Below are 25,591 nucleotides of genomic sequence, written 5' to 3'. Positions count from 1 at the left end.
CCCGCCGCCAAGGCCCCCGCGCCCGCCATCTCGGCCTTCCGCGCGCACGCCGTCCCCGCCCTCCTCGCGCCCGCTTAAGCGACCGCTCGTTCGCGGCTTTAGCCGGACACAGGTCGTGCTGCGCAGACTCACCGGCGCAGGGTCACTCCCCGCAACCGCGGTTTTGCACCCCTCAACCCCAGCGGCGCACCCCCAGGCGTCCCCTCCCATCGCCAGGAAGGTCATGTCCATGATCGAGCCGTCGGACGTACGCCGATGAGCGTCGTCGTCCGGGCACCGGCCAGGACCGACCTCCCCCACGGCAGTGCGGACGCCGCTGCCCTCCCGCGGTCGGGCCGTCGCACGACGGACCCCGCCCAGGACCCGGCACCGGTCGCGACCGTGCCGAGAGACACCGCGTACCGCGGCGGTCCCCCTATCCGTGAAGGAGCAGCGTGAACAGTGTGGCGACGTCGGCCCCGGCCGGCGCACAGACCGCGGCCGGGGTGCCGTTCTTCTCCCAGGCGGCCACCTTCGAACGGCTGTGGCCGCAGATCGCGGCCCACACCTCCGACGTCATGGACCGCGGCAAGTACTCGCACGGCCGCAAGGTGCTGGAACTCGAGCGGGCGATCGCCGAGTACACCGGCGCCCGGCACGCCATCGCCATGAACAACGGCACCGACGCCCTGGTGCTGCTGCTGCGGGCGGCCGGAGTCCGGCGCGGCGACGAGGTCGTGGTCCCCGCCTTCACCTTCGCGGCGACCGCCACCTCCGTGGCCCTCGCCGGAGCCACGCCCGTGTTCGCCGACATCGACCCGGTGACCTACGCGATGGACCCGGAGTCGTTCGCGCGGGCGGTGACCGAGCGCACCAAGGCCGTCATGCCGGCGCACCTGTTCACCCAGCTCGCCGACATGGACGCGATCGGCGAGGTCGCCGCCGCGCACGGCGTGACGGTACTGGAGGACAGCGCCGAGTCGATCGGCATGCGGTGGAACGGCAAGCACGCCGGCCTGCTCGGGCGCGGCGGCGTGCTGTCGTTCTTCCCGACCAAGACCCTGGGCGCCATCGGTGACGCGGGCATGGTCCTCACCGACGACGACGAGGTGGCCGAGCGGGCCGGAATCCTGCGCCACCACGGCCGTATGGGCAAGACCATCGACCACATCGCCGGCATCTCCAACCTGTCCGGCGCCTCCGGCACCAACTCCAAGATGGACGACATCCAGGCCGCCGTCCTGCTGGCCAAGCTGACGGACCTCGATCAGGACATCGCCCGCCGCGCCCACCTCGCCGAGGCCTACACCGAGCGCCTCAAGGACCTCCCGGGCGTCCTGCGCGTCCCCACCGTCGTGGAGCGCGCGGTCCCCACCACCCCGGTCTTCTACGTCTACGAGATCGAGGTCGAGCGGCGCGACGAACTGGTCGCCCACCTCAACGGGCGCGGCATCGGTACCGAGACGTACTACCCGATCCCGCTGCACGTACAGCCCTGCTTCGCCGAACTCGGCTACAGCGAGGGCGACTTCCCCGTAGCGGAGGCCGCCTGCCGCAACGCCGTGGCGCTGCCGTTCTACCCGGACCTGTCCGAGGCGCAGCTCGACCACGTCGCCGACACCATCCGGGATTTCTTCCAGGGGAGCCAGAGTTGAGGACACTGCCTTTCTTCCCGCCCGACCTGTTCGAGGCGGACCGCGACGCGTTGCTCAAGGCGATGTTCGAGGTGGGCACCGACCCCGAGCAGCGCTTCATCCTCGGCCGCCGCACCGCCGAGTTCGAGCAGGAGATCAAGAAGGCCACCGGCGCCGGTGACGTCGTGGCGTGCGGCAGCGGCACCGGCGGCCTGGAGCTGGCCGTCGGCGCCCTGGACATCGGGCCCGGCGACGAGGTCATCGTGCCCGCGTTCTGCTGCCAGCCCGTCGCCTCGTCCGTCGTCAACGCCGGCGCCACGCCGGTCTTCGCCGACGTCGACCCGTGGACGATGGTCATCGACCCGGACTCGGTGGAGTCCCTCGTCACCGACCGCACCCGCGCCGTCATGCCCGCCCACCTGTTCAACAAGATGGCGGACATGCCGCGGATCAACGAGATCGCGCGGCGCCACGACATCGCGGTGATCGAGGACGCGGCCGTCGTGCAGGGCGCGGTCCTCGACGGCGTCCCGGCCGGCCGCTGGGGCACCCTCGGTGTCTTCTCCTTCTTCCAGGTCAAGGCGTTCGGCACGGCCGGCGAGGGCGGTGTCGTCCTGACCGACGACCCCGAACTGGCGCGCGCCGTACGCATGCTGCGCAACCACGGCCAGGACGGCGTCAACCGCTTCCTGCACCACCGCATCGGCCGCAACAGCCGCTTCGACGAGGTCATCGCGGCCTTCCAGATGCACCGGCTGCCCACTCTCGCCGACCGTCTGGAGCGCCGCGCCACCATCGCGGACTACTACACCGAGCGGTTCGCCCCGCTGGCCGAGCGAGGCGTCAAGCCGCCGCCGGCCGGCCGCAACGGCCGCTGCTTCTACGTCTATTCGATCCAGGTGTCGCGCCGCGACGACCTGCGCGCCTACCTGACCGAGAACGGCATCGGCTCGCACGTCTACTACCCCACGCCGCTGCCGTTGCAGCCCGCCTTCAACGAGTGGGCCCCCGAGGGCGCCGACTGGCCGGACGCGCGCTGGGCCAGCCGGTCGAACCTGGCCATCCCGATCTGGCCGCACCTGACCGACGCCGACGTCGAGCGCATCGCCGACACCATCTGCGACTTCTTCGCCTAGGGAGCCACCTGCCATGACGACAACCGTCCAGAGCGCCGACGCCGCGCAGGAGTACGTCTTCGACTCCTCCTGGGACAAGGAGACCGAGCGGCTCGTCACCAACGAGGCCATCTGGGACCCGGGCACCTTCGAGCGGTTCGACAGGCTCGGTGTGAGCGAGGGCTGGCACGTCCTGGAGGTCGGCGCCGGCTCCGGCGCGGCCGCCCGCCGGCTCGCCGAGCTGGTCGGCCCCACCGGCCGGGCGGTCGCCGCCGACCTGAAGACCGTGCGTCTGCTCGAGGACCAGAAGAAGGGCACGCTCGACGTCTGGGAGCTCGACATCCGCGAGGACGAACTCCCCGAGAACTCCTTCGACCTGGTGCACGCCCGGATGCTGGTCCAGCACCTGCCCGGCCGCCAGGCCGTCATCGACAAGTTCGTGCGCGCGCTGCGCCCCGGCGGCCTGCTGTTCCTGGAGGACACCGACTCCTCCACCCTGTTCCGCTCCGGGTCCGGCGAGGACTTCCTCCAGGACGTGCGCGCGGCCGGCTACGGGCTGATGCGCGAGGCCGGTCACGACCCGCGCGGCGGTCACGTCGACCTCCAGCTGGCGCTCGCCTCGGGTCTGGAGGACGTCACGGCCGAAGGCCGCGTCGTGATGGTGCGCGGCGGCTCCGACCAGGCCCGCCACTACCAGCTGTGGCTGGAGTTCATGGCCCCGCAGATCGTGGCCGCCGGCCTGGTCACCGAGGAGCGCATCGCCGAGGCGATCGGCGAGATGGGCGACCCGGCCCACAACTGGCTCAGCCAGATCCAGATATCCACCGTCGGCCGCAAGCCCCGCACCGCCTGACGGCCACGCAGGAACGACGAAGAGAGGAGGAGCGGACATGAGCCAGGCCCTCGCGGTCAAGCCGACCGGGCGGCTGCGCGCCTACGCGCGGCTGGCGAAGCTGTCGTTCTTCGACTACTACCTGGCCGCGCCGGTCGTCTGGGCGCTGCTGCCCTCCGATCTGCGCGACGACCCCAAGGTGCTGTGGACGCTGGTCGTCAGCACGCTCGGCTGGGTGGCGATGACCGCCGCCACGGTCGCGTTCGACGACGTGCACGGCTTCAGGGACGGCAGCGACGACGTCAACTACGACCCGAAGGCCGCGCTGCGCAACCGTGAGCGCAAGCCGCTGCTCAACGGCGACCTGACGGAACACCAGGCCCTGCGCTTCGGATACCTGACGCTGCTGGCGAGCGTGGCGTGGATGGGCGTGGCCGTCGCCGTCGCCCCGCACACCCCGGCCTGGGTGCTGGTGCTGATCCCGTTCCAGATCGCGATCAGCGTCCAGTACTCGCACGGCATGCGGCTCAGCTACCGCGGCGGACAGGAACTGGTGCTGCTGCTCAGCCCCGGCCTGATGGCGCTGATCCCCTACGGCCTGACCGACGGCCACTTCACCGGCGTCATCGCGCTGGAGACGTATCTGATCGGCGTCTGGTCGCTGCTGGTGTCGGTCTACTCCAACGTCAACGACCGCGACGGCGACCGCGCGGCCGGCCGCAAGAACCTCGCCACCGTGCTGTCACCGTCCGCCTACTCCGTGGCCATCGCCCTGATCTCGCTGACCGAGACCGCGGCGCTGCTCGTCGCCTGGGCGGCCGACGCCGTACCGGGCTGGTTCCTGCTGTGCATGGTCCCCGTCCTGGTGATGCGGGCCCGGCAACTGCGAGCGGGTCTGGGCCAGAACAACGCGCTGCTGGCCCGAAAGCTCGGCGTCGACACCCACCGACTCGGGGTGGCGGCCCTGCTGATCGCCAACCTGCTCGTCATCCGCTGAACCCCAGGAAGGCAAGGCAGAGCATGAAGAAGACCCCACGCCCCAAGAACCTGGGTGCGTTGTTCGAGTACTACGCCGAGGCGAAGACCCCCACCTGGCACCTCGACCGGCCCTACGACATCGCGCCCGAGGGCGGCCGCACCTACGACGTCGCCGGCCTGGCCCGGCTGGTCGCGGACATGTCCGGACGCCTGCACGCGGCCGGTCTGCGCCGCGGCGACCACCTGGCGATCATCAAGGAGAACCACCACGACGTGGTGCTGCTCGCCGCGGCCGCCGCCCGCATCGGCGCGCTGCCCGCGATGATCTCCTCCTCCAACGCCCCGGACGTGCACGCCAAGATCATGGAGCGCTTCCAGCCGAAGGTGCTCGTGGCCTCCGGCTCGGTGCTCGGCGCGGCCGCCGCCCAGGGCGTGAAGCTGACCGGTCCCGGCTGCCAGGTCATCGCCATCGACGGCGACCCCGCGCTGGCCGAGGGCGGCATCAGCCTCGCCTCGCTCGCCGGCGCGGACATCCCGCCGATGAACCTGCGCCCGGACCACGAGCCGATGATCTGCACCCACACCTCCGGCACCACCGGTGTGCCGAAGCTGGTGGTGCACTCGCCCAACACCCTGATGGGCGTGCTCACCAAGCTCGAGACGATGCCGCTGCCGGGCCTGTCCATCCGGCCCGACGACGTCTTCGCCTCCTGCATCGCCTTCGTCCACGGCCGTTCCATCACCTGGACCTTCGCCCAGCTGGCCCGCCCGCCGAAGAAGGTCGTCATCCTCGGCGGCAACGAGCCGGAGCTGGTCGCCGAAGTGCTCAGCGAGCACCGGCCCACCGTGCTCGAGGCCTGCCCGAACATCTTCCAGCGCTGGGAGCGGCTCACCGAGACGCACCGCCCCGCGTTCAGCCGGGTCCGGTTCTTCGTCAACACCTTCGACGCCATCCACCCGCCCACCGTGCGGGCGTTCATGGAGGCCTCGGACCACAGCCGCCCGGTGTGGGGCCAGGTGTGGGGGCAGAGCGAGACGGGCCCGGTCGCCATGGCCGTCTACTCCCGCAAGCAGATCCGCAAGAACGAGGGGGCCCTCGACCCGGTCACCAACGTCGTCGGCCGCCCGATCCCCTTCATCACCCAGGTCAGGATCGTCGACCCCGACACCCGCAAGCGGGTGCCGGCCGGCCAGGCCGGCGTGGTCCTCGTCAAGACCAAGGGCCGCTGCCTCACCTACCTCGGCGAGGACGACCGGGCCCGGGAGAAGGACTGGGACGGCTGGTGGAACACCGGCGACCTCGGCGTGAAGTCCCGCACCGGCGCGCTGCGCCTGCAGGACCGTGAGGTCGACCTCATCCCCGGCACCAGCTCCATCGCCCTGGAGTCGATCCTGCTGGAGCGCATCCGGCGGGCCACCGAAGTGATCGTCCTGGGCGACCCCGAGGGCGGCAGGCCCGTCCCGGTCCTCAGCCTCTCCGAGGGCGAGCTGAGCGAGACGCAGTGGCGCGAGGCCACCCGCGGCCTGCCCGAGCTCGCCCCGCCGCACGTCATCGCGTGGGAGGACTTCCCGCGCACCGGCACCTGGAAAGTACGGCGCTTCGACCTGCGCCGGCAGGTGCTCGACTCACAGGCCACCTTCGGCACCGGCCGCTGGACCTGAGCCGCGACCGCCACCACACGACTTCATCAGAAACGGACGGGTCGATGCCAAAGATCGTCATCATGGGCCAGGGGTACGTCGGCCTGCCGCTCGCGGTACGCGCCGTGGAGGCCGACGAGGACACCACGGTCGTCGGTTTCGACGTCGACGAGGACCGCGTCAAGCGGCTCGCCGCGGGCGAGTCCTTCGTCGAGGACGTCGCACCGGAGCGGCTCCTTGCCGCACTGGCCGGCGGGCGCTATCTGCCCACCACCGAGGAGCGCGCGGTCGGCGGCTTCGACGTCGCAGTCATCAGCGTCCCGACGCCGCTGCGCGAGGGCGTCCCCGACCTGAGGGCCATCGAGTCGGCCGCCCGGATCCTGGGCCGGTTCCTGCGCCAGGGCGCCACGGTGATCCTGGAGTCCACCACCTACCCCGGGACCACCGAGGAACTGGTCGCCCCGATCCTGGAGGAGTACTCCGGACTCACCGCGGGCGCCGACTTCCACCTGGGCTACAGCCCGGAGCGGATCGACCCGGGCAACCGGGTGTGGACCCTGGAGACCACCCCCAAGGTCGTCTCCGGTGTGGACGAGGCCTCCCTCGCCGCCGTCGACGCCTTCTACCGCACGGTCGTCGACACCACCGTGCCGGTGAAGTCGCCCAAGGTGGCGGAGCTGACCAAGCTGGTCGAGAACACCTTCCGGCACGTCAACATCGCCCTGGTCAACGAACTCGCCGTCTACGCACGGGAGTTGGGCATCGACGTATGGGAAGCGGTGGACGCCGCCTCCTCCAAGCCGTTCGGCTTCATGCGCTTCACCCCCGGCCCCGGCGTCGGCGGCCACTGCCTGCCCGTCGACCCGGTCTACCTGTCCTGGCGGGTCAACCGGGCCCTCGGCCGCCGCTTCCGGTTCGTCGAGCTCGCCAACGACGTCAACGACCACATGCCCTCCTACGTCGTGCAGCGGCTGCTGACCGCGTTCAACGAGCGCGGCCGTGCCCTGTCCGGCTCCCGTGTGCTGGTGCTCGGCCTGGCCTACAAGCCCGACACCGGCGACGCCCGCGAGTCGCCCGCCGTCCGCGTCGTCGACGGGCTGCTGCGGCTGGGCGCCGAGGTACGGGCCGTCGACCCGCACGTCGTGGAGAGCGCCCCCATCGACCCGCGGGTCGTCCGCACCGAGCTCGACGAGCAGGAGATCGCCGCGGCCGACGCCGTGGTCCTGCTCACCGACCACAGCGCGTTCGACCTCGACCTCATCACCCGGCACGCCTCGTTCATCCTGGACACCCGTCACCGGCTGCCCGCCGGCCCGACGGTGGAGTACCTGTGACCGGCACCGCCCGCCGCGTCCTGGTCACCGGCGCGAGCGGGTACATCGGCGGCGCCGTCGCCCATGCCCTGCTCGCCGCCGGGCACCGGGTCACCGGTCTGGTGCGCGACCCGTTCCGGGCGGCCGCGCTGGCCGCCGCCGGGGCCGACCTGCGCACCGGGGACATGCTGCGCCCCGAGACGTACATGCCGCTCGTCCAGGACGCCGACGCGGTGGTGCACGCCGCGCAGCTGCGGTTCACCGGCCGCCTCACCGAGGCGCGCATCCGGCGCATCCGCCAGGCCGACGCCGTCATGGCCGGGGCCCTGGCCGACGCCTGCCTGACACACGGCCGGCGGCTGCTGTACGCGAGCGGCGCCTGGGTCTACGGCGACCACGGCGAGCAGTGGATCGACGAATCCGTGCCGCACCGCCCCGCCCCGCTCGGGGTGTGGCACGCCGCGGCGACGGCCCGGCTGCGCGCCAAGGCCGCCGACGGCCTCGACGCGGTGGTGCTGCACGCCGGTTTCGTCTACGGACCCGGCGGCAACTTCCGGGCCGCCTTCGCCGACCAGGCGGACCGAAGCGGACGCATCCGGCACCCCGGAGACGGCTCCAACTACTGGAGCTGCGTCCACCTCGAGGACCTGGCGGCCGCCTATGTGGCCGCCCTGCACAGGGCACCGGCCGGCGCCGAGTACAACATCGCCGACGACCAGCCGCTGCCGCTCGCGCAGTTCACCCGCGAAGCCGCCCGCGCGCTGGGCGCCGAGCCGGCCGCGCCCGTACCCCGGGCCGTGGCCTCGCTCGTCCTCGGCCGCTCCGTCACCACCTCACTGACCACCTCCTACCGGTTGAGCAACGCCCTGGCACGGGACGAACTGGGCTGGCGCCCGGCATATCCGACCGTCGCCGACGGCCTGCCCTCGGCCGTGGCCGCCCTGCGCGGCACCCCCACCGCGAGCCCGACCCCGACCTGACCCCCGTACCGGAGGCCCGGTCACCGGCAGCGCCGCCCACCGCTTCCCGCGGACCTAGCCCCGGGACGCGGAGGCACCGCACCACGCAACCCACAACGCACGAGAGAGGGCGCACACATGAGCCTCAACCCAGGTGCCCGAGGCGGGCACGGCGGTGACGGCCACGCCGTCGTGATCGGGTCGAGCCTCGCCGGAATGGCCACAGCGCGAGCTCTGTCCCCGTACCTGAGCAAGGTCACGATCATCGAGCGTGACCAGCTGAGCGTGGAGCCCCGCTGGCGGCGGGGCGTGGCCCAGGCGCGGCACGCGCACAACCTGATGGCCGCCGGCCACCAGGGACTTGAGCAGCTCTTCCCCGGCGTCACCGACGAACTCATCACGGCCGGCATGGTCCGCGTCCGGATGCCCGAGGACATGCTCCTGCTCGCACCGGGCGGCTGGATGTCCCGCTTCGAGACCGACATGTCGATGCTGACCGGCACCCGCGACGTCATCGACGCGGTGGTGCGCGAGCGGCTGCGCAAGGACCCCAAGGTCGAGTTCGTCACGCAGCACGAGGCCCTCGGTCTGCAGGGCGGACGCGACGGCAGCGTCGTCGGCGTGTGGGTGCGCGGCAAGGACGGCCAGGCGCGCACCGGCTGGGGCGAGAAGTACCTGATCGACGCGGACTTCGTCGTCGACGCCACCGGCCGCAAGTCCAAGGCCCCGCAGTGGCTGGAGGAGCTCGGCTACGAGCGCCCGCAGGAGTCCGTGGTCGACGCGAAGACCGCGTACGCCACCGGCATCTACGAGCCGCCCGCCGGCCATGTCGCCGACTGGTCGTGCATGCTGCTGATGGCCTCGTCCGAGATCCCCCGCCAGGGCATCCTCAACCCCATCGAGGGCGGGCGCTGGATGGTGTCGGTGTCCGCCGGCGGCGGAGACCGCCTGCCCACCGACCACGAGGGCCTGCTGCGCGCCGCCGGCACCCTGCGCGACCCGGTGCTGCGCGACGTCGTCGAGTCCGCCACCCCCGTCGGACCGGTCTACGGCTCGGGCCGCACCGAGAACCGCTGGCGGCACTACGAGAAGCTGAGCCGCTGGCCCGACGGCTTCCTCGTCATCGGCGACGCGTTCGGCGGCTTCAACCCCTCCTACGGGCAGGGTATGTCCGTCGCCGTGCAGTGCGCCCTGGTGCTCAGGGACCGACTCGCCGCGCGCGGCACCCACGTCGGTCAGGCCGGCCCCCTGCGCAAGGCCTTCGCCCGGACCATGACCCCCGCCTGGCAGCTGGCCACCGGCATGGACTTCTCCTATCCCTGGGTCTACGAGGTCACCCGCCCCGACACGGCGACCCGGCTCGGCAAGCGCTACGTGGACCGTCTCACCGCCGCCGCCGTCACCAACCGGCACGCGGCCGTGCTGATGCTCCGGCACACCCAGCTCATCGCCTCGCCGACCGAGATGTTCCACCCCCGCGTGATAGCCGCGGCCCTGCGCGGCCCGAGCGGCCCCGGCCCGGTCGGACCGCCCAGCACCACCCACGGCATCGGTGCCCGGCACTCCCGCGCCGAAGAGCTCGCGGTCACGAACATCGCGGACCTGGCCGCCCGCCGGAGCACCAGACCGGCGCAGCCCGCGCCCGAACAGGTGCCGACGGCCTCCGTACCCAGCACCCCCGGCACGCCCGTGCACAACGCGAGGAGAACCCCATGACCGTCGTCCCGGCGCCGCTGCCCGAGGCGGACACCCCGCCCTGCGTCGGCGAGGACATCACCGTGCGGGTGCCCGTGGACGGCACCGACCGGCACATCGCCGGCCGGCTGCTCGTGCCCGAACAGGGGGCGGACACCGTCCAGGTGCTCATTCCCGGTCTCACCTACGACCGCCGCTACTGGACCCTGCCCGGCGGCTACGACTACAGCGCCCACATGCTGCGCGCCGGATACGCCGTGCTGCTGCTCGACCGCCTCGGCACCGGCGCCTCCAGCAGGCCGCACGGCGACGACGTCAACCTCGACAGCCACGTGGAGAGCATCCACCAGGCGATCGCGCTGCTGCGCTCGGGCACCCCCGGGGGCCATCGCTTCGAGCACGTGGTGAGCGTCGGCCACTCCTACGGGTCGGGCATCGCCCTCGTCGAGGCGGCCCGGCACGCGGACGTGGACGGCCTGGTCATCACCGGCATGCTGCACACCACGACCGACTTCTACGAAAAGGTCGACAAGGTCCACGACTTCTTTCACCCGGCGAGCAAGGATCCCCTGCTCGCCGGACTCGGCGCGCCCGCCGAGTATCTGACGCAGCGTCCGGGACGCCGCGCCAGGATGCTCGAGTTTGCGGGCGGCATCGAACCGGAACTGTCCGCGCACAACGAACTGATCAAGTCCACCGCCACCTGGGGCGAGGGCAACTCGTTGCCCGAGACCTACCGGCCCGAGCACTCTCGGGCCGTCAAGGTGCCCGTCCTGGTGGTGGTCGGGGAACACGACGCGCTCTTCAGCAGCTCGGCAGTGGGCTTCGCCGCCCAGTCCGAGTCCGTGCACGCCTTCGAGCGGGAGTACTACGCACCCGAGGCCCGGCTGGAGACCCACGTGGTCGCCGGCGTCGGCCACTCGCTGAACGTGCACCGGGGAGCGAGCGAGTTCTACGACCTGGCACGTGACTGGTTCGACCGCACCTTCGCGGCTGTCAGCGGACCCTCCCGGCCGGCGTGAAGCCGAAGTTCTCACCCACACCATAGGAGGAAACGATGTTCGACAGGCTTTCACGCCTGGTGCTGCGCTCACCGCGCAAGGTGGTTCTCTTCACCTTGCTGCTGGTGGTCCTCGCCGGTGCCGCAGGCGGCGGCCTGCAGGACCGGCTCACCTCAGGCGGCTACGAGGCCACCGGCACCGAGTCACGTGCCGCGGCCGAGGAGCTCGAGAAGACCTTCAAGCAGGGCGAACCGAACCTGCTGCTGCTGGTCGAGGACAAGCGGGGCGTGGACGACGCCTCCGTCGCCGCGGCCGGCCGTGACCTGACGCAGAAGCTGTCCAAGGAGTCCGACATCACCGATGTCGTCTCCTACTGGACCACCGGCAGTGAGGCGCTGCGCAGCAAGGACGGCGACAAGGCCATCGTGCTGGGCCGGATCAACGGCGACTTCGACGACCAGATCGACTGGGCCAAGAAGATCGACGAGAAGTACTCCGGCAAGGTCGACGGCATCGAGGTCAAGACCGGCGGCTCGGCCATGATGTGGCACGAGAACATCGAGACCTCCAGCAAGGACGCCTCCAAGGCCGAGGGCATGGTCTTCCCGCTGCTCCTCATCGTGCTGGTCATCATCTTCGGCAGCGCCCTGGTCGCGCTGCTGCCGGTGGCCGTCGCGTTCGGAGCGATGCTGGCGTCGATGGGTGCGCTGTTCACCATCACCTTCTTCAACGACACCTCCAGCGTCGTCGTCAACACCACGACGTTCCTGGGCATCGGTCTGGGCATCGACTACTGCCTGTTGTTCGTGACCCGGTACCGCGAGGAACTGCGGCTGGGCAAGGACATCAACACCGCGATCACCACGACCCTGCGCACCGCCGGACGCACGATCCTGTTCTCCGCGCTGACCGTGGCCGTCGCGTTCGTCGGTCTGCTCGTCCTGCCGTTCACGATGCTGCGCTCGCTGGCGATCGGCTGCATGACGACCGCACTGGTCGCCGCCGCGGTCACGCTCGTCCTCGCGCCCGCGGTGCTGCGCTGGATCGGTCCGCGCGTCGACAAGTGGAGCCTGGTCAAGCGCAAGCAGGACCCGGCCAAGGACGGCGGCGGGTTCTGGCACCGCACGTCCACCGCGGTGATGCGCCGCCCGGTGCGGGTCGCCGTGCTCGTCCTGGCCGTCGTCATCACCCTGGGCCTGCCGGCCCTGGACATGAAGCTGCGGCTGCCCGACGAGGCGGTCCTGCCCGCCGACGCCAAGTCCGCCCAGGTCGCCCAGGTGCTCCGCGCGGACTTCGACACCCGTGAGCAGCAGGCGCTGACGGTGGTCGCGGCCAACGCCGGCGACCCGCAGACGAAGACCGCCGCCATCGACACCTACGCCAAGGACCTCTCCAAGGTCGCCGACGTCAGCCGCGTGGACGCCCTGACGGGCTCCTACGTCGACGGCGCCAAGGTCGCCGAGGCGACCGAGGCCAACACCCGCTTCGGGGTGGCCGCGGGCACCTACCTGTCCGTGGTGCCCTCGGTCGACGCGTACGGGTCGCAGGGCGAGAGCCTGGTCGACGCGGTGCGTGACACCAAGGCGCCCTTCGACGTGAAGGTCGGTGGTCCGGCCGCGGTCAGCGTCGACACCTTCGACACCCTGCGCGACAACCTGCCGCTGTCCGGGGCGATCCTGTTCATCGGCATGTTCCTGCTGCTGTTCCTGCTCACCGGCAGTGTGCTGCTGCCGCTGCAGTCGATCCTGCTCACCGTGCTCAGCCTCACCGCCACGTTCGGCGCCCTGGTCTTCATCTTCCAGGAAGGCCACCTGGCGAGCCTGTTCGGTGACTTCATCATCACCGGCAGCATCACCTGGACCGTGCCCATCATGTGCTTCGGCCTGGCCTTCGCCCTGTCGATGGACTACCAGGTGTTCATGCTGTCGCGGATCAAGGAGGAGTACGACCGCACCGGCGACAACGAGCTGGCCGTCGCCAACGGTCTCGAGCGGGTCGGCAAGGTCGTCACCTACGCGGCGGTCCTGCTGTCGCTGGTCTTCCTGGTCCTCATCACCTCCGGCATCAGCTACATGAAGGCGATCGGCCTCGGAATGGCGCTGGCGATCCTCATGGACGCCACGCTCATCCGCGGCGGTCTCCTGCCGGCGCTGATGAAGCTGTTCGGTCGCGCCAACTGGTGGGCGCCCGGCCCGCTGCGTGCCTTCCACTCCCGCTACGGCCTCAGCGAGGCCGAGGCGGAGACGGAGGCGGCGCCGCGGATCCCCGGAGCCCGCAGCGGGAGCGACAGCGACAGCGACGCCCCGGTCACCAGCCGACCGCACTGACACCACACCGGCCGCCGCCGGCCCGACCCCGCGCACCGCGGGACCGGGCCGGCGGCGGCCCCGGCTCCAGGTGCCCCCGAGAGGTCCTACGACGGAAGAGAACGGCCGATGCCCAAGACCAAGCGCCCCAAGAACATAGGGGCCCACTTCGATCACTTCGCCGGCAAGCCGGGGCCCATCTGGCACCTGGACCGGCCCTTCGACATCGCCCCGGACGCGGGCCGCGCCCACGACTCCACGTCGCTGGCGCACCTCGTGCAGGACATGTCGGGACGCCTGTACGCGGCGGGACTGCGCCGCGGGCACCGGCTGGCGATCATCAAGCACAACCACATGGACGTCGTCCTGCTGGCCGCGGCCGCGGCCCGTATCGGCGCCCTGCCCGCCATGATCACCTCGACCTTCCCGCCGGACACCCTCGGCAAGATGATGGACCGTCTGGATCCGAAGGTGATCGTCGCCGCCGACGACGTCCTGGTGGCCGCCGAGGAACAGGGCGTCCAGCTGGCCGGTCCCGACACCCGGGTCCTGGCCGTCGAGGGCGAGCGGCTGCCCGGCGGCGCCACCCGCCTCGCCGACCTCGCCGGCAGCGACATCCCGGCACCCGATCTGCGCCCGGACTCCGAGCCGATGCTGCTCACCCACACCTCCGGCACCACGGGTGTGCCGAAGTTCGTGATGCACTCGGCGGACACCATCGGCGTGTACGGGGTGATGGAGACCATCCGCATCCCGTTCCTGTCGACGAGGTCCGACGACACCGTCGCCTCCTGCATAGCCTTCGTGCACTCGCGCGCGGTGACCTGGGTGATGGCCCAGTCGGTGCTGATCCCGTCCAAGGTCGTGGTGCTCGGCGGTTCCGATCCGGACGTGGTCGTCGAGACGCTCCAGCGCAACCGTCCCACCACGCTGGAGGCCTGCCCCAACATCTTCCAGCGCTGGGAGCACCTGCCCAAGGCACACCCGGAGCTCTTCAGCGACGTGCGGATGTTCGTCTCCACCTTCGACGCCATCCACCCCAGCACGATCCGCACCTTCATGCAGACCAGCCGCCGGCGCCGCCCGGTGTGGGCGCAGAGCTGGGGACAGAGCGAGATCGGCCCCGCCACCCTCGCGCAGTACCCCAAGCGCAAGGTCATGCGCCAACGGGCCGACGACCACGGGACGTTCACCCGCAACGTGGGCCGGCCGGTCCCCTTCGTCACCAAGATCAAGGTGGTCGACCCGGAGACCCGGCGCCCGGTCCGGCGCGGCAGGAGCGGCCTGGTCCTGATCAACGGCAAGGGCCGCTGTCTGGGCTACCTCGGCGAGCCCGAGCGCTACGACGAGAAGGTCTGGGACGGCTGGTGGAACACCGGTGACATCGGCGTCCACCGCTGGGACGGCACCGTGGACATCCTCGACCGCGAGGTCGACGTCATCCCCGGCACCAGCGGCATCGAGCTGGAGAGCCTGCTGCTGGAGCGCCTGGAGGACGCCTCCGAGGTCATCGTGCTCGGCAACCCCAACGGGCGGCCCGTGCCGATCGTCTCCACCCACAGCGGCACCCTGGACCGCGCCGCGTGGGAGCGTGCCACGGCCGGACTGATCCCGCTCGACGAGCCGCGGATCATCGACTGGGAGGAGTTCCCCCGCACCGGGACCTGGAAGGTGCGCCGGTTCGACCTGCGCGAGAAGGTGCTCCAGAGCCAGGAGACCTTCGGCAGCGGCCGGTGGACGTGAGCGTGCCCGACAGCTGAAAGGGCGAGCGAGCCCTGAACATGGCGTTGCCCTGCCGACATCGGCCGGGCAACGCCATGTTCAGGGCCGCTTTCTCACGCGGGCGGCAGTCCCAGGCCGGCCAGCGCATGCTCGGCGATCGAGGCGGCCAGCTGCGGTGTGAGCGGGCCGGTGGCCAGCAGCAGCCGGAACCACAGCGAGCCGAAGACCAGGTCGACGGCCGTGTCCAGGTCGATGTCGGTACGCAACTGGCCCTGTTCCTGGGCGAGTTCGAACCGGGCGCGGGCGACCGTCCGGTTGGGTGTGTACACCGTGCGCAGAAAGGTCTCGGAAAGACGTGTGTCCGTGTGCATCTCGGAGATCACCGCCCGCAGGTGCGGGCCGATCCCGGGATCGGCGAACAGCCGTGCCGTGGCGGCCAGTTGCTGCTCCAGGTCGGCCCGGATGTCACCGGTGCGCGGGAACCTCATGTGCGGCGCCACGGCATGCAGCAGCGCTTCCATCACGACGAGGTTCTTGGCGGGCCGGCCGGCCAGCACAGCCTCCTCGTCCACCCCCGCGCGGCGGGCGATGTCACCGACGTCGAACGCGTCGTAGGCCCGCTCACGGCACAGACCGAGCACGGCCTCGAAGATCCGCTGACGTGTCGTCACATCGTCTGCCGCCAGGGCGGATTGCTCCACGCTTGTCATGTGCAAAAGCCTATGGCCCACCTCCTTCACGGCCCGAGCCGAGAGCCCTGACAACAACTGGCCATGCAGGAAATGACAGCTCCCCCACCTCCTGTCCGCTGTGGTTCGGTGAGGCCCACTGGCCGAAAGAGACAGCGAACCCGCGCGGATCAGCGTGGGCGGAGCCGAATGTCCTGAGCGTTCTGCGACAGGGGACAGCAACTCCATTCGGAGGACATGTGAGCGGCACGACGACAACGCGGGCCGGCGCCGGGGGCATGCTCGGCTTCGATCCCACCGACCCCGAGTTCCAGAAGGACCCCTACCAGCACTACCGGCGGCTGCGCGAGAGCAGCCCCGTCTTCCGCAGCCCGGCGGGCTTCTGGGTGCTCACCCGGCACCGGGAGTGCGACCTCGTCATGCGCGACGAGCGGTTCGGCTACCCCTCGCCCGCGGCGGCGACCCAGGAGGCGGCGGGCGAGGGGGCGCTGCCCGGCGGGTTCGCCGACCAGCGCCACATGCTCATCTTCATGAACCCGCCGGACCACACCCGCATGCGCCGCGTCCTGCGCGACACCTTCGGACCGCGGGTGATGCGCAGCGCCAACGGCTACATCGAGGAGCGCACCGAGCAGCTCCTCGACGAGGCCCTGGGCCAGGGCCCCGAGTTCGACCTGATCTCCGCCCTCGCCCACCGGCTGCCGTTCGGCGTGATCTGCCACCTGCTCGGGGTGCCGGAGCCCGACCACCTCATGATCGAGAAGTGGGCGCAGGACTACCTGGCCGGTGTGAGCCCCTCCTTCACCGTCTCCCAGGCCAACCACCAGGCCAGGGACGAAGCGCTCGCCGCGCTCAACGACTACTTCCTCGCGCTGGCGGCCGAGCGGCGCCGGACGCCGGGGGAGGACGTGCTCAGCCGTCTCGCGGTCGCCGCCGACGCCGGGCAGATCAGCGAACAGGAGCTCCTGGGCACCTGCATCCTGCTGTTCATCGCCGGACACGGCACGACCACCAACCTCATCGGCAACGGTGCCCTCGCCCTGCTGCGCCACCCCGACCAGCTCGCCCGGTTCCGCGCCGAGCCGGAGCTGGCGGGCAGCGCCGTCGAAGAGCTGCTGCGGTACGACTCGCCCTCGCATCTGTCCATCCGCGTGGCGTTCGAGGACGCGGACCTCGGCGAGGGGAACGTCGTCAGCGCCGGCGACCAGGTCATCATCGTCCGGGGCGCCGCCAACCGTGATCCCGAGGCCTTCGCGGACCCCGACACCCTCGACCTCGGCCGCACCGACAACCGGCACCTCAGCTTCGCCTCGGGCCTGCACGTCTGCTTCGGCGCCCCGCTGGCCCGCACCCAGGGCAGGACCGCGCTCGGCACGCTCTTCCGCCGGGCCCCCGGGCTGCGGCTGGCCGCCGACCGGTTCGACTACAAGCCCAGCCTGCTCTCCCGCGCGCTGGAAGCGCTGCCGGTCACCACCGGCAGCTGAACTCCCCGGCCACGATCACACCTTGGAGATTCGTATGAGCACGAAGAACCTCATCGTGGAGGGCGTGCTGGCGCTGACCGGGGGGCCCGACACCGACGGTGCCCTCGAGAAGTACTACGCGCCCGACTTCATCCAGCACAGCCCGCTGTGCGCCGACGGGCCGGAGGGCCTGCGCCGGCTGACCGAGCGGGCCAAGGGCGCGGGCGCCCGGTACGAGCTGCTGCGCTCGATCGGCGAGGGCGACATGGTGCTGCTGCACGCCCGGGTCACCGGCCTCGCCGAAGTGCCGCTCATCCTGTTCAACCTGTACCGCGCCGGCGACGGCAGGATCCAGGAGCACTGGGAGGCGGTGGCCCCGGAGATCGGCCCGACCGCGTCCGGCCACGACATGGGCGACGGCGTCGCCGAAGTGACCGACCTCGACCGCACGGCCGCGAACAAGGAACTCGTCGGCCGCCTGGTCGAGGAGGCCTTCGTCGGCGGCGATCTGGAGGCGCTCGACGGCTGCACCGAGGGCGGCGAGCTGATCCGGCACGCCCCCGGCGTCGCCGACGGCGTGGCCGGGCTGCGGGAGACGCTCGCCGGCACGGAATACCTCAAGGTCCACCGCGTCGTCGCCGAGGGCAACTTCGTGTTCGCGTACTCCGAGGGCACCCGCGACGGCAAGCCGCACGCCTTCGGTGACCTGTTCCGCGTCGCCGACGGCAAGGTCGTCGAGTACTGGGACGTCCGGACCGAGGTTCCGCAGAACCTGGCGCACAGCAACGGCATGTTCTGAGCGGGGAGATCCCATCATGATCGATCCAGCGGGTCACACGCTCTGGAACACCCCCTCGGCACACACGTATCGGGAACGTCCGGTCGCACACGGGCTCCCGGCCGAGGGCGACGACACCAGGACGCGCGACGCCGGGGCCGCTGGCACCTGCGCGCCCGGCCACGGGCGGAGAGGATGACGGCGGCGCCGGCACCGACACGGCTGCCGGCGGCCGCCGACGCCGAGACGTACGCGTACGCGAGCGACGAACAGCGCTGGCGCGCGGTGCGCGAGCGCGACGACGCCGCGGACGGGGCGTTCTACTACGCGGTGACGACGACCGGGATATACAACCGGCCCTCCTGCGCGGCGCGGCTCGCCCGCCGGGAGAACGTGGAGTTCCACGCCTCGCTGGAAGAACTGCGCCTGCGGGGCTACCGGCCCTGCCGCCGCTGCCGGCCGGGCGAACCGGAGCCGACCCGGGAGCACGCCGCCCTCGTGGCCCGTGTCTGTCTGCTCATGGACACGGCGGCGGCGCCCCTGAACCTGGACGAGCTGGCGCAGAGCGCCGGCTACAGCCGGTTCCACTTCCACCGCATGTTCAAGTCGCTGACCGGGCTGACACCGCACACCTACTGGACCGCCGTGCGGGCCCGACGGGTCCGCGAGGAGCTGATCCGCGCACGGACCGTCTCCGACGCCATCTACCAGTCCGGCTTCACCACCACGGGCCAGTTCTACGCGGTCTCCACGGCGATCCTGGGCATGACCCCACAGGAGTTCCGGGCCGGCGCCGCCGGCGTCGAGATCCGCTACGCCATGGCGGTCACCGACGAGGCCCCGGTGCTGGTGGCCGTGACGGACCACGGCGTGTGCGCGGTCCTGGAAGGCCCCGAACAGGCGGCGCGCGAGCAGCTCGCGGAGCTCTTCCCGTACGCGGTACGCCGAGCCGACGACCGGTGGTTCGAAGCACGGCTCGGCCGGCTGATGGCCCGTCCCGCGGCCCGGTATCCGGTGGATCCGCTGCTCCCGCGCGAGATCCGCCGGCTCTGCCGGCACGAGCGGATCCGCCAGTTGCTCCGCATCCATCCGGACGCCGTCGCGGATGTCCCCAAGGCGGCGGCGCTGGGCGCCGGTTGACCACACGCGCCCCGGCGCCCCCTTCACACACCCACAGTGCCGGTGCCCGACGCATGCCGTCGGGCACCGGCACTGTGGCGTGATCTTTACTGTGAGAAACCCCCGTCCGAGCCCCGTGACCGGCCTGTCGGCCGCTGCGCCAGGGCTCGGGACGGCGTGCAAAGCCGCCGAGTACGAGCGCAACTTTCTGAGTGCCCGTGGCGTGAACCGATCTATAGCGTGGCCGTATCGACTCATCAGGACAAAGGGGTTGGCGCGATGGCTCGCCACGCTGAAGGCATCCACAGACGGAACTTCCTCACCGGGGGCGCGGCCGCCGGAGGCGCCGCCCTTCTGACGGGTACGGCCCTGGCCGCACCGTCCGCGGCGGCGGAGAACGCCGCGAGCACGGTGTCACCGATCACCTCGGTGGGCCCCGGCGACAAGCGGTACAAGGACCTGATCCAGGGCTGGAACCAGCGCTGGGCCGCCACACCGGAGAAGATCTGCCTCGCCGAGACGACCGCGCAGGTCCGCTCCGTCGTCCAGGCCGCCGTGACCGCAGGCAAGCGCCTGACGGTACGCAGCGGCGGTCACTGCTTCGAGGACTGGGTCTTCAACCCCGAGGTACAGGTCATCCTCGACATGACCAGGATGGACCGGGTCTACTACGACGCCGACAAGAACGCCGTCTGCGTCGAGGCCGGCTCCCAGGTCCTGAACGTGTACGAGCGCCTGTACCGCACCTGGGGCGTCACCGTCCCCGCTGGCACCTGCTTCCAGGTCGGCGTCGGCGGCCATGTCAGCGGCGGCGGCTGGGGCCTGCTGTGCCGCCAGCTCGGCCTGGTCGTCGACCACTTGTACGGCGTCGAGGTCGTGTGTGTCGGCGCCGACGGCACGGCGACGGTCAAGGTCGCCACCCGCGAACCGAACGACCCCAACCGCGACCTGTGGTGGGCCCACACCGGCGGTGGCGGCGGCAACTTCGGTGTCGTCACCCGCTTCTGGTTCCGCTCACCCGGCGCGACCGGCACCAACCCCGCCAAGCTGCTCCCGCAGCCTCCCGGGGAGGTGTTCCTGCACGCCACCGCCTGGCCCTGGGCCGACATGACCAAGGACCGCTTCGCACGGCTGGTCAGGAACTTCGGCGACTGGCACACCAAGAACCTCAAGGCCGGCACCGTCAACGACAACCTGACCAGCGTGCTGTGGCTGAACCACAAGTCGGCCGGCTACATAGGTCTGGTCACCCAGGTCGACGCCACCGTCCCGGGCGCGCAGGCGATACTCGACGACTATCTGGGTGCCATCACCGAGGGCCTGGACGTCGCCAACGAGCCGATGAGCGTCGACATGGGCGAGATGGCGGCCATGCCCGACCTCGCCGCACCGCGCCGCATGCCCTGGCTCCAGGCGGCCCGCTACATCGGTACCACCAACGCCACCCTGAACGACCCCACCTTCAGGTCCGACTTCAAGTCCGCCTACTACCGCAAGACCATGCCGACGGCGCACATCGACGAGTTCTACAAGCACCTGACGCGCGACGACCTGGTCAACCCCACCGCCGCGGTGCAGGTCAGCTCCTTCGGCGGCCAGGTCAACGCGGTCGCCCCGGACGCCACCGCCGCCCCGCACCGCGAGGCCGCGTTCAAGGCCGCCTGGGGACTGTGGTGGAACGACCCGGCCGCCGAGGAGATCTCGCTGCGCTGGATCCGCGAGTTCTACCACGGTGTCTTCGCCGCCACCGGCGGTGTCCCGGTCATCGACGACGTGACCGACGGCGCCTACGTCAACTACCCGGACATCGACCTCAGCGACCCGAAGTACAACACCTCCGGGGTGCCCTGGCACGACCTGTACTACAAGTCCGGCTACGCCCGGCTGCAGAAGGTCAAGAAGGCGTACGACCCGCGGGACTTCTTCCGCCACAGCCAGTCGGTGCGGCTGCCGACCACCTGAGCCCCGCCTGGCGACCCGCCCCGGCCGTCGGACACCGGCACCCCCACCGGCGCCCGACGGCCGAGCCACGCCCGCCCGGCAGTCGTCAGGCGGCCTCGGTCCCGGCCACCGCGCCCGGCAGCGTGTACGCCGGCACGGCCGCCAGCGCCAGCACGGCACGAGCGATCGCGTCGGAGTCGCCCAGCGTCACCGAGTTCACCCCGGGCCGGATCCCGGCGGCCGTCACCCAGTGCACGGACTCGGTCGGCACGCCGTAGGCGAACCGCCGCGGATGTGCCCGGCCCGAGGCGTCCACCAGCCGGTAGGGCCGCTCCGTGACGGCGAGACCACCGGTCTCGTACGCCCGCGAGCCGGGACCGTGGATGCGGTAGCGGCTGCACTGACCGGTCCGGCGCAGATGCAGCAGCAGCGGGTCGGCGGTGCGCCGCAGGTCGATGTCGGGCAACCGGGCCTCGATCAGCACCTCCGCCCGCACCTGTGAGCCGGGCACCTTCGGCGAGGACGCCACGAACTGCCGTGCCTCCTCGTCCAGTTCCATCCGCACATCGGGCCCCACGACGGACAGGACACCGGCCTCGATCAGCGCGATCATCTCCCGGATGCGGGAGGCGGGCGGCCCGATCGACAAGAACGCGTTGAGCGGGGTGTACCAGCGGTCCAGGTCGTCGCGGTGCGAGTCTGCGGTCAGACCGTTGTGGTCGATCAGTAGCCGTATCTCGTTGCGCAGATCCCGCAGCGCGTCCAGCGCCGCCTTCACCGGCCCGGACACATTGCCCTCGACGGCGTCCGCCACATCCTGCCCGAGCCGGGTCAGCAGCCACTCCCGCCAGGCTCCCGCGCTGTCGAACGCGGCGCCCTCGTCGGGGCGGGCGACCCGCGCCCAGTCCCAGCGGTCGGCGGCGGCCACCCCGTACGCGTCCAGCACCGCGCGCTCGGCGTCGCTGTCCCACGGCGTCTCCAGCAGCCGCTCACGGAAGGCGTCCACGACGTCCGCCTCCTCGGTGCGGGTCAGCAGCGCCGTGTAGTAGACCGACTCCGCCTCCTTGGCGATCAGCGGCCAGATGTCGGCCTTGAAGTCCAGGCCACCGCGGAAGACGGCCCGCGCCCGCAACTCGGCCACCGTCGCCTCGTCGAGCAGCGCCGGGTGGTACCGGCCGTGCGCGCCCTTCTCGTTCTCGCCGCGGGCGTGGTACGGCACCCCGCGCCGGGAGCCGGCGTGCAGCGCCGGCTCGCGCCCCGAGGGCCGGTAGACCAGCTTCCCGTCGACCTCCTCGTACACACCGCCGCGCCCCTCGGTGAACAGCGCCATGTAGTCGAAGAAGTTGAGGCCCAGACCGCGCAGCAGCACCGGCTCGCCCGCCTTGACGAAGTCCAGGTCGATGTCGGCCGGGTTGACGGGCCGTACATGCCTCAGTCCCAGTGCCCGCGCCTTCTTGTGCAGCCGGGCCAGTGTGTCGGGATCCTCGGCGTCCACGTGGCCCAGGGAGAGCACCACCGCGTCCAGGTCGGTCAGTTCGCGGCCGTTGGCCAGACGCACGGTCTGCGAGGGATCGGCGCCCTCGGCCGCGTCGTCCAGGGCGACGGCACGGGTGTGGTGGACGACGACGTCGACATGGGCCGGCGCGAGCGTGACGACCCGGTAGAACACCCACTCCAGATAGTGGCCGTAGAACGCGCGGGTGGGATACGTGTCGGGCCCCATCCTGCGGGCCTCCGCGAGGATGCCGTCGTCCAGACCACACTCCCCTGGCTCCAACGACGCCATGAGCTGCGCCCATTCGTACAGGCTCGGCCCGGTCTCCAGCGGTCCCTCCATCTCCACCGACTCGTCGGTGAAGAGGGTCACCTGCGAGGCGACGGTGTTCATCAGCAGATGCCGGGACTGGCTGCCGCGCCAGACACGTCCCGAGCCCGGCCGCTCGGATTCGACCACGTGCACGGTCAGCTCGACGCCCGGGTCGAGGGCGGCGTTGGCGCAGACACGTGCCAGCACCGACAACCCCCTGGGCCCGGTGCCGATGATGCACATGCTCAGTCGCTGGTTCCCCATTGTTGCTCCTGCTCGGCGTGGAAAGGCACGGAAAGGCATGGAAGACGCGGCTCCAGTACGTGGGAAGGAAAACCGCTGTGCCGAACGGGGGTCAACGAATGACCGCCCCGAGCGCCGTGCCGGTGCCGACGACCGGAAAAACGTGCCAGTGTTCTGCCGCGTCCCGTGTGCCGAGCAGCTCTCTTGTGTGCCCCCGGGCCCCTGTGCCGGCGCGCATTGTCATACGGCTGTCATGCCGACCCTCTTCAAGCCCGGCTTTAGCCCCCTTGCGGACACTGGCAGAACCCCGCGCCTTCAGGGACCGGACCCAGGCCGCCATCGCCGAGGAGCTCTCCATGACGACCCGTACCTCCGGGCAGGCCGCGCTCGCCGCGGGACTGCACGGCTGGCTCACCGCTCGTCTCGCGCTCTATCTCGACCGCCCCGAGGCATCCCTGGACGACCGCACCCCGCTCGTCGCCTACGGCATGGACTCGGTGACGGCACTGAGCCTGTGCGGCGATCTGGAGGACGAGCACGGTCTGATCGTCGACCCGAACCTGGTCTGGGACCATCCCACGATCGCCGGCATCGTCGACCACCTGACACCGCGTCTGACCACCCGAGGCACGGACACGAACCAGTAGGCCGTGCGGGGGCTCGCCCCTCGTGCCCGGATCAGGCGCTGACGACGGACGTCTCCTCGACCACCGGGTGGTCGCTGCCGAGTGGGCCCGTCGCACTCGCGCCACCCGGCGAGCCGACCGTCTCGAAGACCTCGGCGGCCGCCGGCCCGAACGCACTCCATTGCTCGGGCAGGTCGTCCTCGTAGAAGATCGCCTCGACCGGGCAGACCGGCTCGCACGCCCCGCAGTCCACGCATTCGTCCGGGTGGATGTACATCATGCGCGGCCCCTCGTAGATGCAGTCCACGGGGCATTCGTCGATGCAGGCCTTGTCCTTGACGTCGACGCAGGACTGAGCGATGACGTACGTCATGAGGGGACTCCTCGTAGAGGGAAGACGGGGGTGGGCGGGCAGGGGCGGATCACGCGCCGACGGTCCAGGTGTCGTTGCCGGCCAGCAGGGCGGCCAGGTCGCCCTTGCCGTTCTGTTCGATCGCCATGTCGAGCTGGTCGGCCATCTGGGTGTCGTAGACGGGCCGTTCGACGTCACGGAACACACCGATGGGCGTGTGGTGGAGGGTGTCCGGGTCGGCGAGGCGGGAGAGGGCGAAGGCCGTGACGGGGGAGGGGGAGTGGGCGTCGTGGACGAGGATGTCCGCCTCGTTCCGCGGGGTCACGTCGACCACCTCCAGGCCACCGGTGCCGACATCGCGGATCACGCCCCGCGCCCCGTCCGTGCCGAAGCGGATCGGTTGCCCGTGTTCCAGGCGGATCACCGCCTCTTCGGCCTGCTGCCGGTCCTTGAGGACCTCGAAGGCGCCGTCGTTGAAGATGTTGCAGTTCTGGTAGATCTCGACGAGGGCCGTGCCGGGGTGGGCGGCGGCCTGCCGCAGGACCTCGGTGAGGTGTTTGCGGTCGGAGTCGACGGTGCGGGCGACGAAGGACGCCTCCGCGCCGACGGCGAGAGACACCGGGTTGAAGGGGGTGTCGAGGGAGCCCATCGGCGTCGACTTGGTGATCTTGCCGACCTCGGAGGTGGGGGAGTACTGGCCCTTGGTCAGGCCGTAGATCCGGTTGTTGAAGAGGAGGATCTTGAGGTTGACGTTGCGGCGCAGGGCGTGGATGAGGTGGTTGCCGCCGATGGAGAGCGCGTCGCCGTCGCCCGTCACCACCCACACCGACAGGTCCCTGCGCGAGGTCGCCAGGCCGGTCGCGATCGCGGGTGCGCGGCCGTGGATGGAGTGCATGCCGTAGGTGTTCATGTAGTACGGGAAGCGGGAGGAGCAGCCGATGCCGGAGACGAAGACGATGTTCTCCTTGGCCAGGCCCAGCTCCGGCATGAAGCCCTGGACCGCGGCGAGGATCGCGTAGTCACCGCAGCCCGGGCACCAGCGCACTTCCTGGTCGGACTTGAAGTCCTTGGGCAGGAGGCGGAGTTCAGTGGTCATGGATCGTCGCCTCCAGCGCGTGGGCCAGTTGTTCTTCCTTGAACGGCATGCCGTTGACCTGGGTGAAGGACCGTATGTCGGTCAGGTAGCGGGCCCGCAGAAGTCCCGACAGCTGGCCCAGGTTCATCTCCGGGACGACGACGTGCTCGTACCGCCCCAGTACGGCGCCGAGGTTGCGTGGGAAGGGGTTGAGGTGGCGTAGGTGGGCCTGTGCGATGGATTCGCCGGCTGTGCGGAGTCGGCGGACGGCTGCGGTGATGGGTCCGTATGTCGATCCCCAGCCCAGGACGAGGGTGTGGGCC

General features: G+C 70.9%; 20 protein-coding genes and 1 pseudogene. 16 read left to right on the top strand and 5 right to left on the bottom strand.

Features of this window, described 5'->3' with window-relative positions:
- Window positions 1-434: 434 nt before the first annotated feature.
- From ABKA17_RS46340 to ABKA17_RS46290, 11 genes are all read left to right on the top strand, one after another.
- Window positions 435-1,634: a DegT/DnrJ/EryC1/StrS family aminotransferase gene (locus ABKA17_RS46340; RefSeq protein WP_353698494.1), complete on the top strand. Its 1,200-nt coding sequence runs from the start codon at window positions 435-437 to the stop codon at window positions 1,632-1,634.
- Entirely contained in the window at window positions 1,631-2,749 is a 1,119-nt protein-coding gene (locus ABKA17_RS46335) for a DegT/DnrJ/EryC1/StrS family aminotransferase (RefSeq protein ID WP_353698493.1), read from the top strand. Before ABKA17_RS46340 ends, ABKA17_RS46335 begins: the two co-directional genes overlap by 4 nt.
- 13 nt (window positions 2,750-2,762) lie before the next feature.
- Window positions 2,763-3,581, top strand: coding sequence for a class I SAM-dependent methyltransferase (locus ABKA17_RS46330; protein WP_353698492.1), 819 nt, complete (start codon window positions 2,763-2,765; stop codon window positions 3,579-3,581).
- Between the two features lie 37 nt (window positions 3,582-3,618).
- Window positions 3,619-4,557 (top strand): UbiA family prenyltransferase, encoded by a 939-nt coding sequence (locus ABKA17_RS46325; RefSeq protein ID WP_353698491.1) that lies wholly within the window; start codon window positions 3,619-3,621, stop codon window positions 4,555-4,557.
- 23 nt (window positions 4,558-4,580) lie between these two features.
- Window positions 4,581-6,200, top strand: a complete 1,620-nt coding sequence (locus tag ABKA17_RS46320; protein ID WP_353698490.1) for a class I adenylate-forming enzyme family protein — start codon at window positions 4,581-4,583, stop codon at window positions 6,198-6,200.
- Between the two features lie 44 nt (window positions 6,201-6,244).
- Window positions 6,245-7,513, top strand: a complete 1,269-nt coding sequence (locus ABKA17_RS46315; protein WP_353698489.1) for a nucleotide sugar dehydrogenase — start codon at window positions 6,245-6,247, stop codon at window positions 7,511-7,513.
- Window positions 7,510-8,472, top strand: coding sequence for an NAD-dependent epimerase/dehydratase family protein (locus tag ABKA17_RS46310; protein ID WP_353698488.1), 963 nt, complete (start codon window positions 7,510-7,512; stop codon window positions 8,470-8,472). The genes ABKA17_RS46315 and ABKA17_RS46310 overlap by 4 nt, the downstream gene beginning before the upstream one ends.
- A gap of 117 nt (window positions 8,473-8,589) precedes the next feature.
- Window positions 8,590-10,167: an FAD-dependent oxidoreductase gene (locus tag ABKA17_RS46305; RefSeq protein WP_353698487.1), complete on the top strand. Its 1,578-nt coding sequence runs from the start codon at window positions 8,590-8,592 to the stop codon at window positions 10,165-10,167.
- Window positions 10,164-11,168: an alpha/beta hydrolase gene (locus tag ABKA17_RS46300; RefSeq protein ID WP_353698486.1), complete on the top strand. Its 1,005-nt coding sequence runs from the start codon at window positions 10,164-10,166 to the stop codon at window positions 11,166-11,168. The genes ABKA17_RS46305 and ABKA17_RS46300 overlap by 4 nt, the downstream gene beginning before the upstream one ends.
- 35 nt (window positions 11,169-11,203) lie before the next feature.
- Window positions 11,204-13,474, top strand: a complete 2,271-nt coding sequence (locus ABKA17_RS46295) for an MMPL family transporter (RefSeq protein WP_353698485.1) — start codon at window positions 11,204-11,206, stop codon at window positions 13,472-13,474.
- Between the two features lie 108 nt (window positions 13,475-13,582).
- A complete protein-coding gene (locus ABKA17_RS46290; protein ID WP_353698484.1) occupies window positions 13,583-15,196 on the top strand; it encodes an AMP-binding protein in 1,614 nt (537 codons plus the stop codon).
- Between the two features lie 92 nt (window positions 15,197-15,288).
- Here ABKA17_RS46290 and ABKA17_RS46285 read toward each other — a convergent pair whose 3' ends face one another.
- Complete coding sequence (locus tag ABKA17_RS46285; RefSeq protein WP_353698483.1) at window positions 15,289-15,885, bottom strand: TetR-like C-terminal domain-containing protein; 597 nt, start codon at window positions 15,883-15,885, stop codon at window positions 15,289-15,291.
- 218 nt (window positions 15,886-16,103) lie between these two features.
- Here ABKA17_RS46285 and ABKA17_RS46280 point away from each other — a divergent pair, with 218 nt between their 5' ends.
- From ABKA17_RS46280 to ABKA17_RS46265, 4 genes are all read left to right on the top strand, one after another.
- On the top strand, window positions 16,104-17,348 hold the full coding sequence (locus tag ABKA17_RS46280) for a cytochrome P450 (protein WP_353698482.1): 1,245 nt from the start codon (window positions 16,104-16,106) through the stop codon (window positions 17,346-17,348).
- Window positions 17,349-17,382: 34 nt separating this feature from the next.
- Window positions 17,383-18,126: a nuclear transport factor 2 family protein gene (locus ABKA17_RS46275; protein ID WP_353698481.1), complete on the top strand. Its 744-nt coding sequence runs from the start codon at window positions 17,383-17,385 to the stop codon at window positions 18,124-18,126.
- Window positions 18,127-18,300: 174 nt separating this feature from the next.
- Window positions 18,301-19,245, top strand: coding sequence for a bifunctional transcriptional activator/DNA repair enzyme AdaA (locus ABKA17_RS46270; RefSeq protein ID WP_353698480.1), 945 nt, complete (start codon window positions 18,301-18,303; stop codon window positions 19,243-19,245).
- 258 nt (window positions 19,246-19,503) lie between these two features.
- Window positions 19,504-21,186 carry an FAD-binding oxidoreductase gene (locus ABKA17_RS46265; RefSeq protein WP_353698479.1) on the top strand — a complete coding sequence of 561 codons (1,683 nt, stop codon included), beginning with the start codon at window positions 19,504-19,506 and terminating at the stop codon, window positions 21,184-21,186.
- Window positions 21,187-21,271: 85 nt separating this feature from the next.
- Here the strand turns inward: ABKA17_RS46265 and ABKA17_RS46260 are convergent, their stop codons facing one another.
- Window positions 21,272-23,236, bottom strand: coding sequence for an FAD/NAD(P)-binding protein (locus ABKA17_RS46260; protein WP_353698478.1), 1,965 nt, complete (start codon window positions 23,234-23,236; stop codon window positions 21,272-21,274).
- Between the two features lie 335 nt (window positions 23,237-23,571).
- Here ABKA17_RS46260 and ABKA17_RS46255 point away from each other — a divergent pair, with 335 nt between their 5' ends.
- Window positions 23,572-23,862 carry an acyl carrier protein gene (locus tag ABKA17_RS46255; RefSeq protein ID WP_353698477.1) on the top strand — a complete coding sequence of 97 codons (291 nt, stop codon included), beginning with the start codon at window positions 23,572-23,574 and terminating at the stop codon, window positions 23,860-23,862.
- Between the two features lie 31 nt (window positions 23,863-23,893).
- Here ABKA17_RS46255 and fdxA read toward each other — a convergent pair whose 3' ends face one another.
- The 3 genes and pseudogenes from fdxA to ABKA17_RS46240 all read right to left on the bottom strand — a co-directional run.
- Window positions 23,894-24,214: a ferredoxin gene (gene fdxA, locus ABKA17_RS46250; protein WP_353698476.1), complete on the bottom strand. Its 321-nt coding sequence runs from the start codon at window positions 24,212-24,214 to the stop codon at window positions 23,894-23,896.
- Window positions 24,215-24,263: 49 nt separating this feature from the next.
- Window positions 24,264-25,289, bottom strand: a complete 1,026-nt coding sequence (locus ABKA17_RS46245; RefSeq protein ID WP_353698475.1) for a 2-oxoacid:ferredoxin oxidoreductase subunit beta — start codon at window positions 25,287-25,289, stop codon at window positions 24,264-24,266.
- Window positions 25,279-25,591 (bottom strand): annotated as a pseudogene (locus ABKA17_RS46240) (2-oxoacid:acceptor oxidoreductase subunit alpha); the annotation flags it as partial. The pseudogene ABKA17_RS46240 and the gene ABKA17_RS46245, both read right to left, overlap by 11 nt.

This window comes from Streptomyces sp. RG80 (assembly GCF_040446465.1).
Taxonomy (GTDB): Bacteria; Actinomycetota; Actinomycetes; order Streptomycetales; family Streptomycetaceae; genus Streptomyces.
This window is presented reverse-complemented; position numbering and strand designations above follow the sequence as displayed.

What these genes read in the sequence shown, in the direction of transcription:
- ABKA17_RS46330 (WP_353698492.1), top strand. Translation starts at nt 2,763, where the DNA reads ATGACGACAACCGTCCAGAGCGCCGACGCCGCGCAGGAGTACGTCTTC.
- ABKA17_RS46325 (WP_353698491.1), top strand. Translation starts at nt 3,619, where the DNA reads ATGAGCCAGGCCCTCGCGGTCAAGCCGACCGGGCGGCTGCGCGCCTAC.
- ABKA17_RS46320 (WP_353698490.1), top strand. Translation starts at nt 4,581, where the DNA reads ATGAAGAAGACCCCACGCCCCAAGAACCTGGGTGCGTTGTTCGAGTAC.
- ABKA17_RS46315 (WP_353698489.1), top strand. Translation starts at nt 6,245, where the DNA reads ATGCCAAAGATCGTCATCATGGGCCAGGGGTACGTCGGCCTGCCGCTC.
- ABKA17_RS46305 (WP_353698487.1), top strand. Translation starts at nt 8,590, where the DNA reads ATGAGCCTCAACCCAGGTGCCCGAGGCGGGCACGGCGGTGACGGCCAC.
- ABKA17_RS46300 (WP_353698486.1), top strand. Translation starts at nt 10,164, where the DNA reads ATGACCGTCGTCCCGGCGCCGCTGCCCGAGGCGGACACCCCGCCCTGC.
- ABKA17_RS46295 (WP_353698485.1), top strand. Translation starts at nt 11,204, where the DNA reads ATGTTCGACAGGCTTTCACGCCTGGTGCTGCGCTCACCGCGCAAGGTG.
- ABKA17_RS46290 (WP_353698484.1), top strand. Translation starts at nt 13,583, where the DNA reads ATGCCCAAGACCAAGCGCCCCAAGAACATAGGGGCCCACTTCGATCAC.
- ABKA17_RS46285 (WP_353698483.1), bottom strand. Translation starts at nt 15,885, where the DNA reads ATGACAAGCGTGGAGCAATCCGCCCTGGCGGCAGACGATGTGACGACA.
- ABKA17_RS46275 (WP_353698481.1), top strand. Translation starts at nt 17,383, where the DNA reads ATGAGCACGAAGAACCTCATCGTGGAGGGCGTGCTGGCGCTGACCGGG.
- ABKA17_RS46270 (WP_353698480.1), top strand. Translation starts at nt 18,301, where the DNA reads ATGACGGCGGCGCCGGCACCGACACGGCTGCCGGCGGCCGCCGACGCC.
- ABKA17_RS46265 (WP_353698479.1), top strand. Translation starts at nt 19,504, where the DNA reads ATGGCTCGCCACGCTGAAGGCATCCACAGACGGAACTTCCTCACCGGG.
- ABKA17_RS46260 (WP_353698478.1), bottom strand. Translation starts at nt 23,236, where the DNA reads ATGGGGAACCAGCGACTGAGCATGTGCATCATCGGCACCGGGCCCAGG.
- ABKA17_RS46255 (WP_353698477.1), top strand. Translation starts at nt 23,572, where the DNA reads ATGACGACCCGTACCTCCGGGCAGGCCGCGCTCGCCGCGGGACTGCAC.
- fdxA (WP_353698476.1), bottom strand. Translation starts at nt 24,214, where the DNA reads ATGACGTACGTCATCGCTCAGTCCTGCGTCGACGTCAAGGACAAGGCC.
- ABKA17_RS46245 (WP_353698475.1), bottom strand. Translation starts at nt 25,289, where the DNA reads ATGACCACTGAACTCCGCCTCCTGCCCAAGGACTTCAAGTCCGACCAG.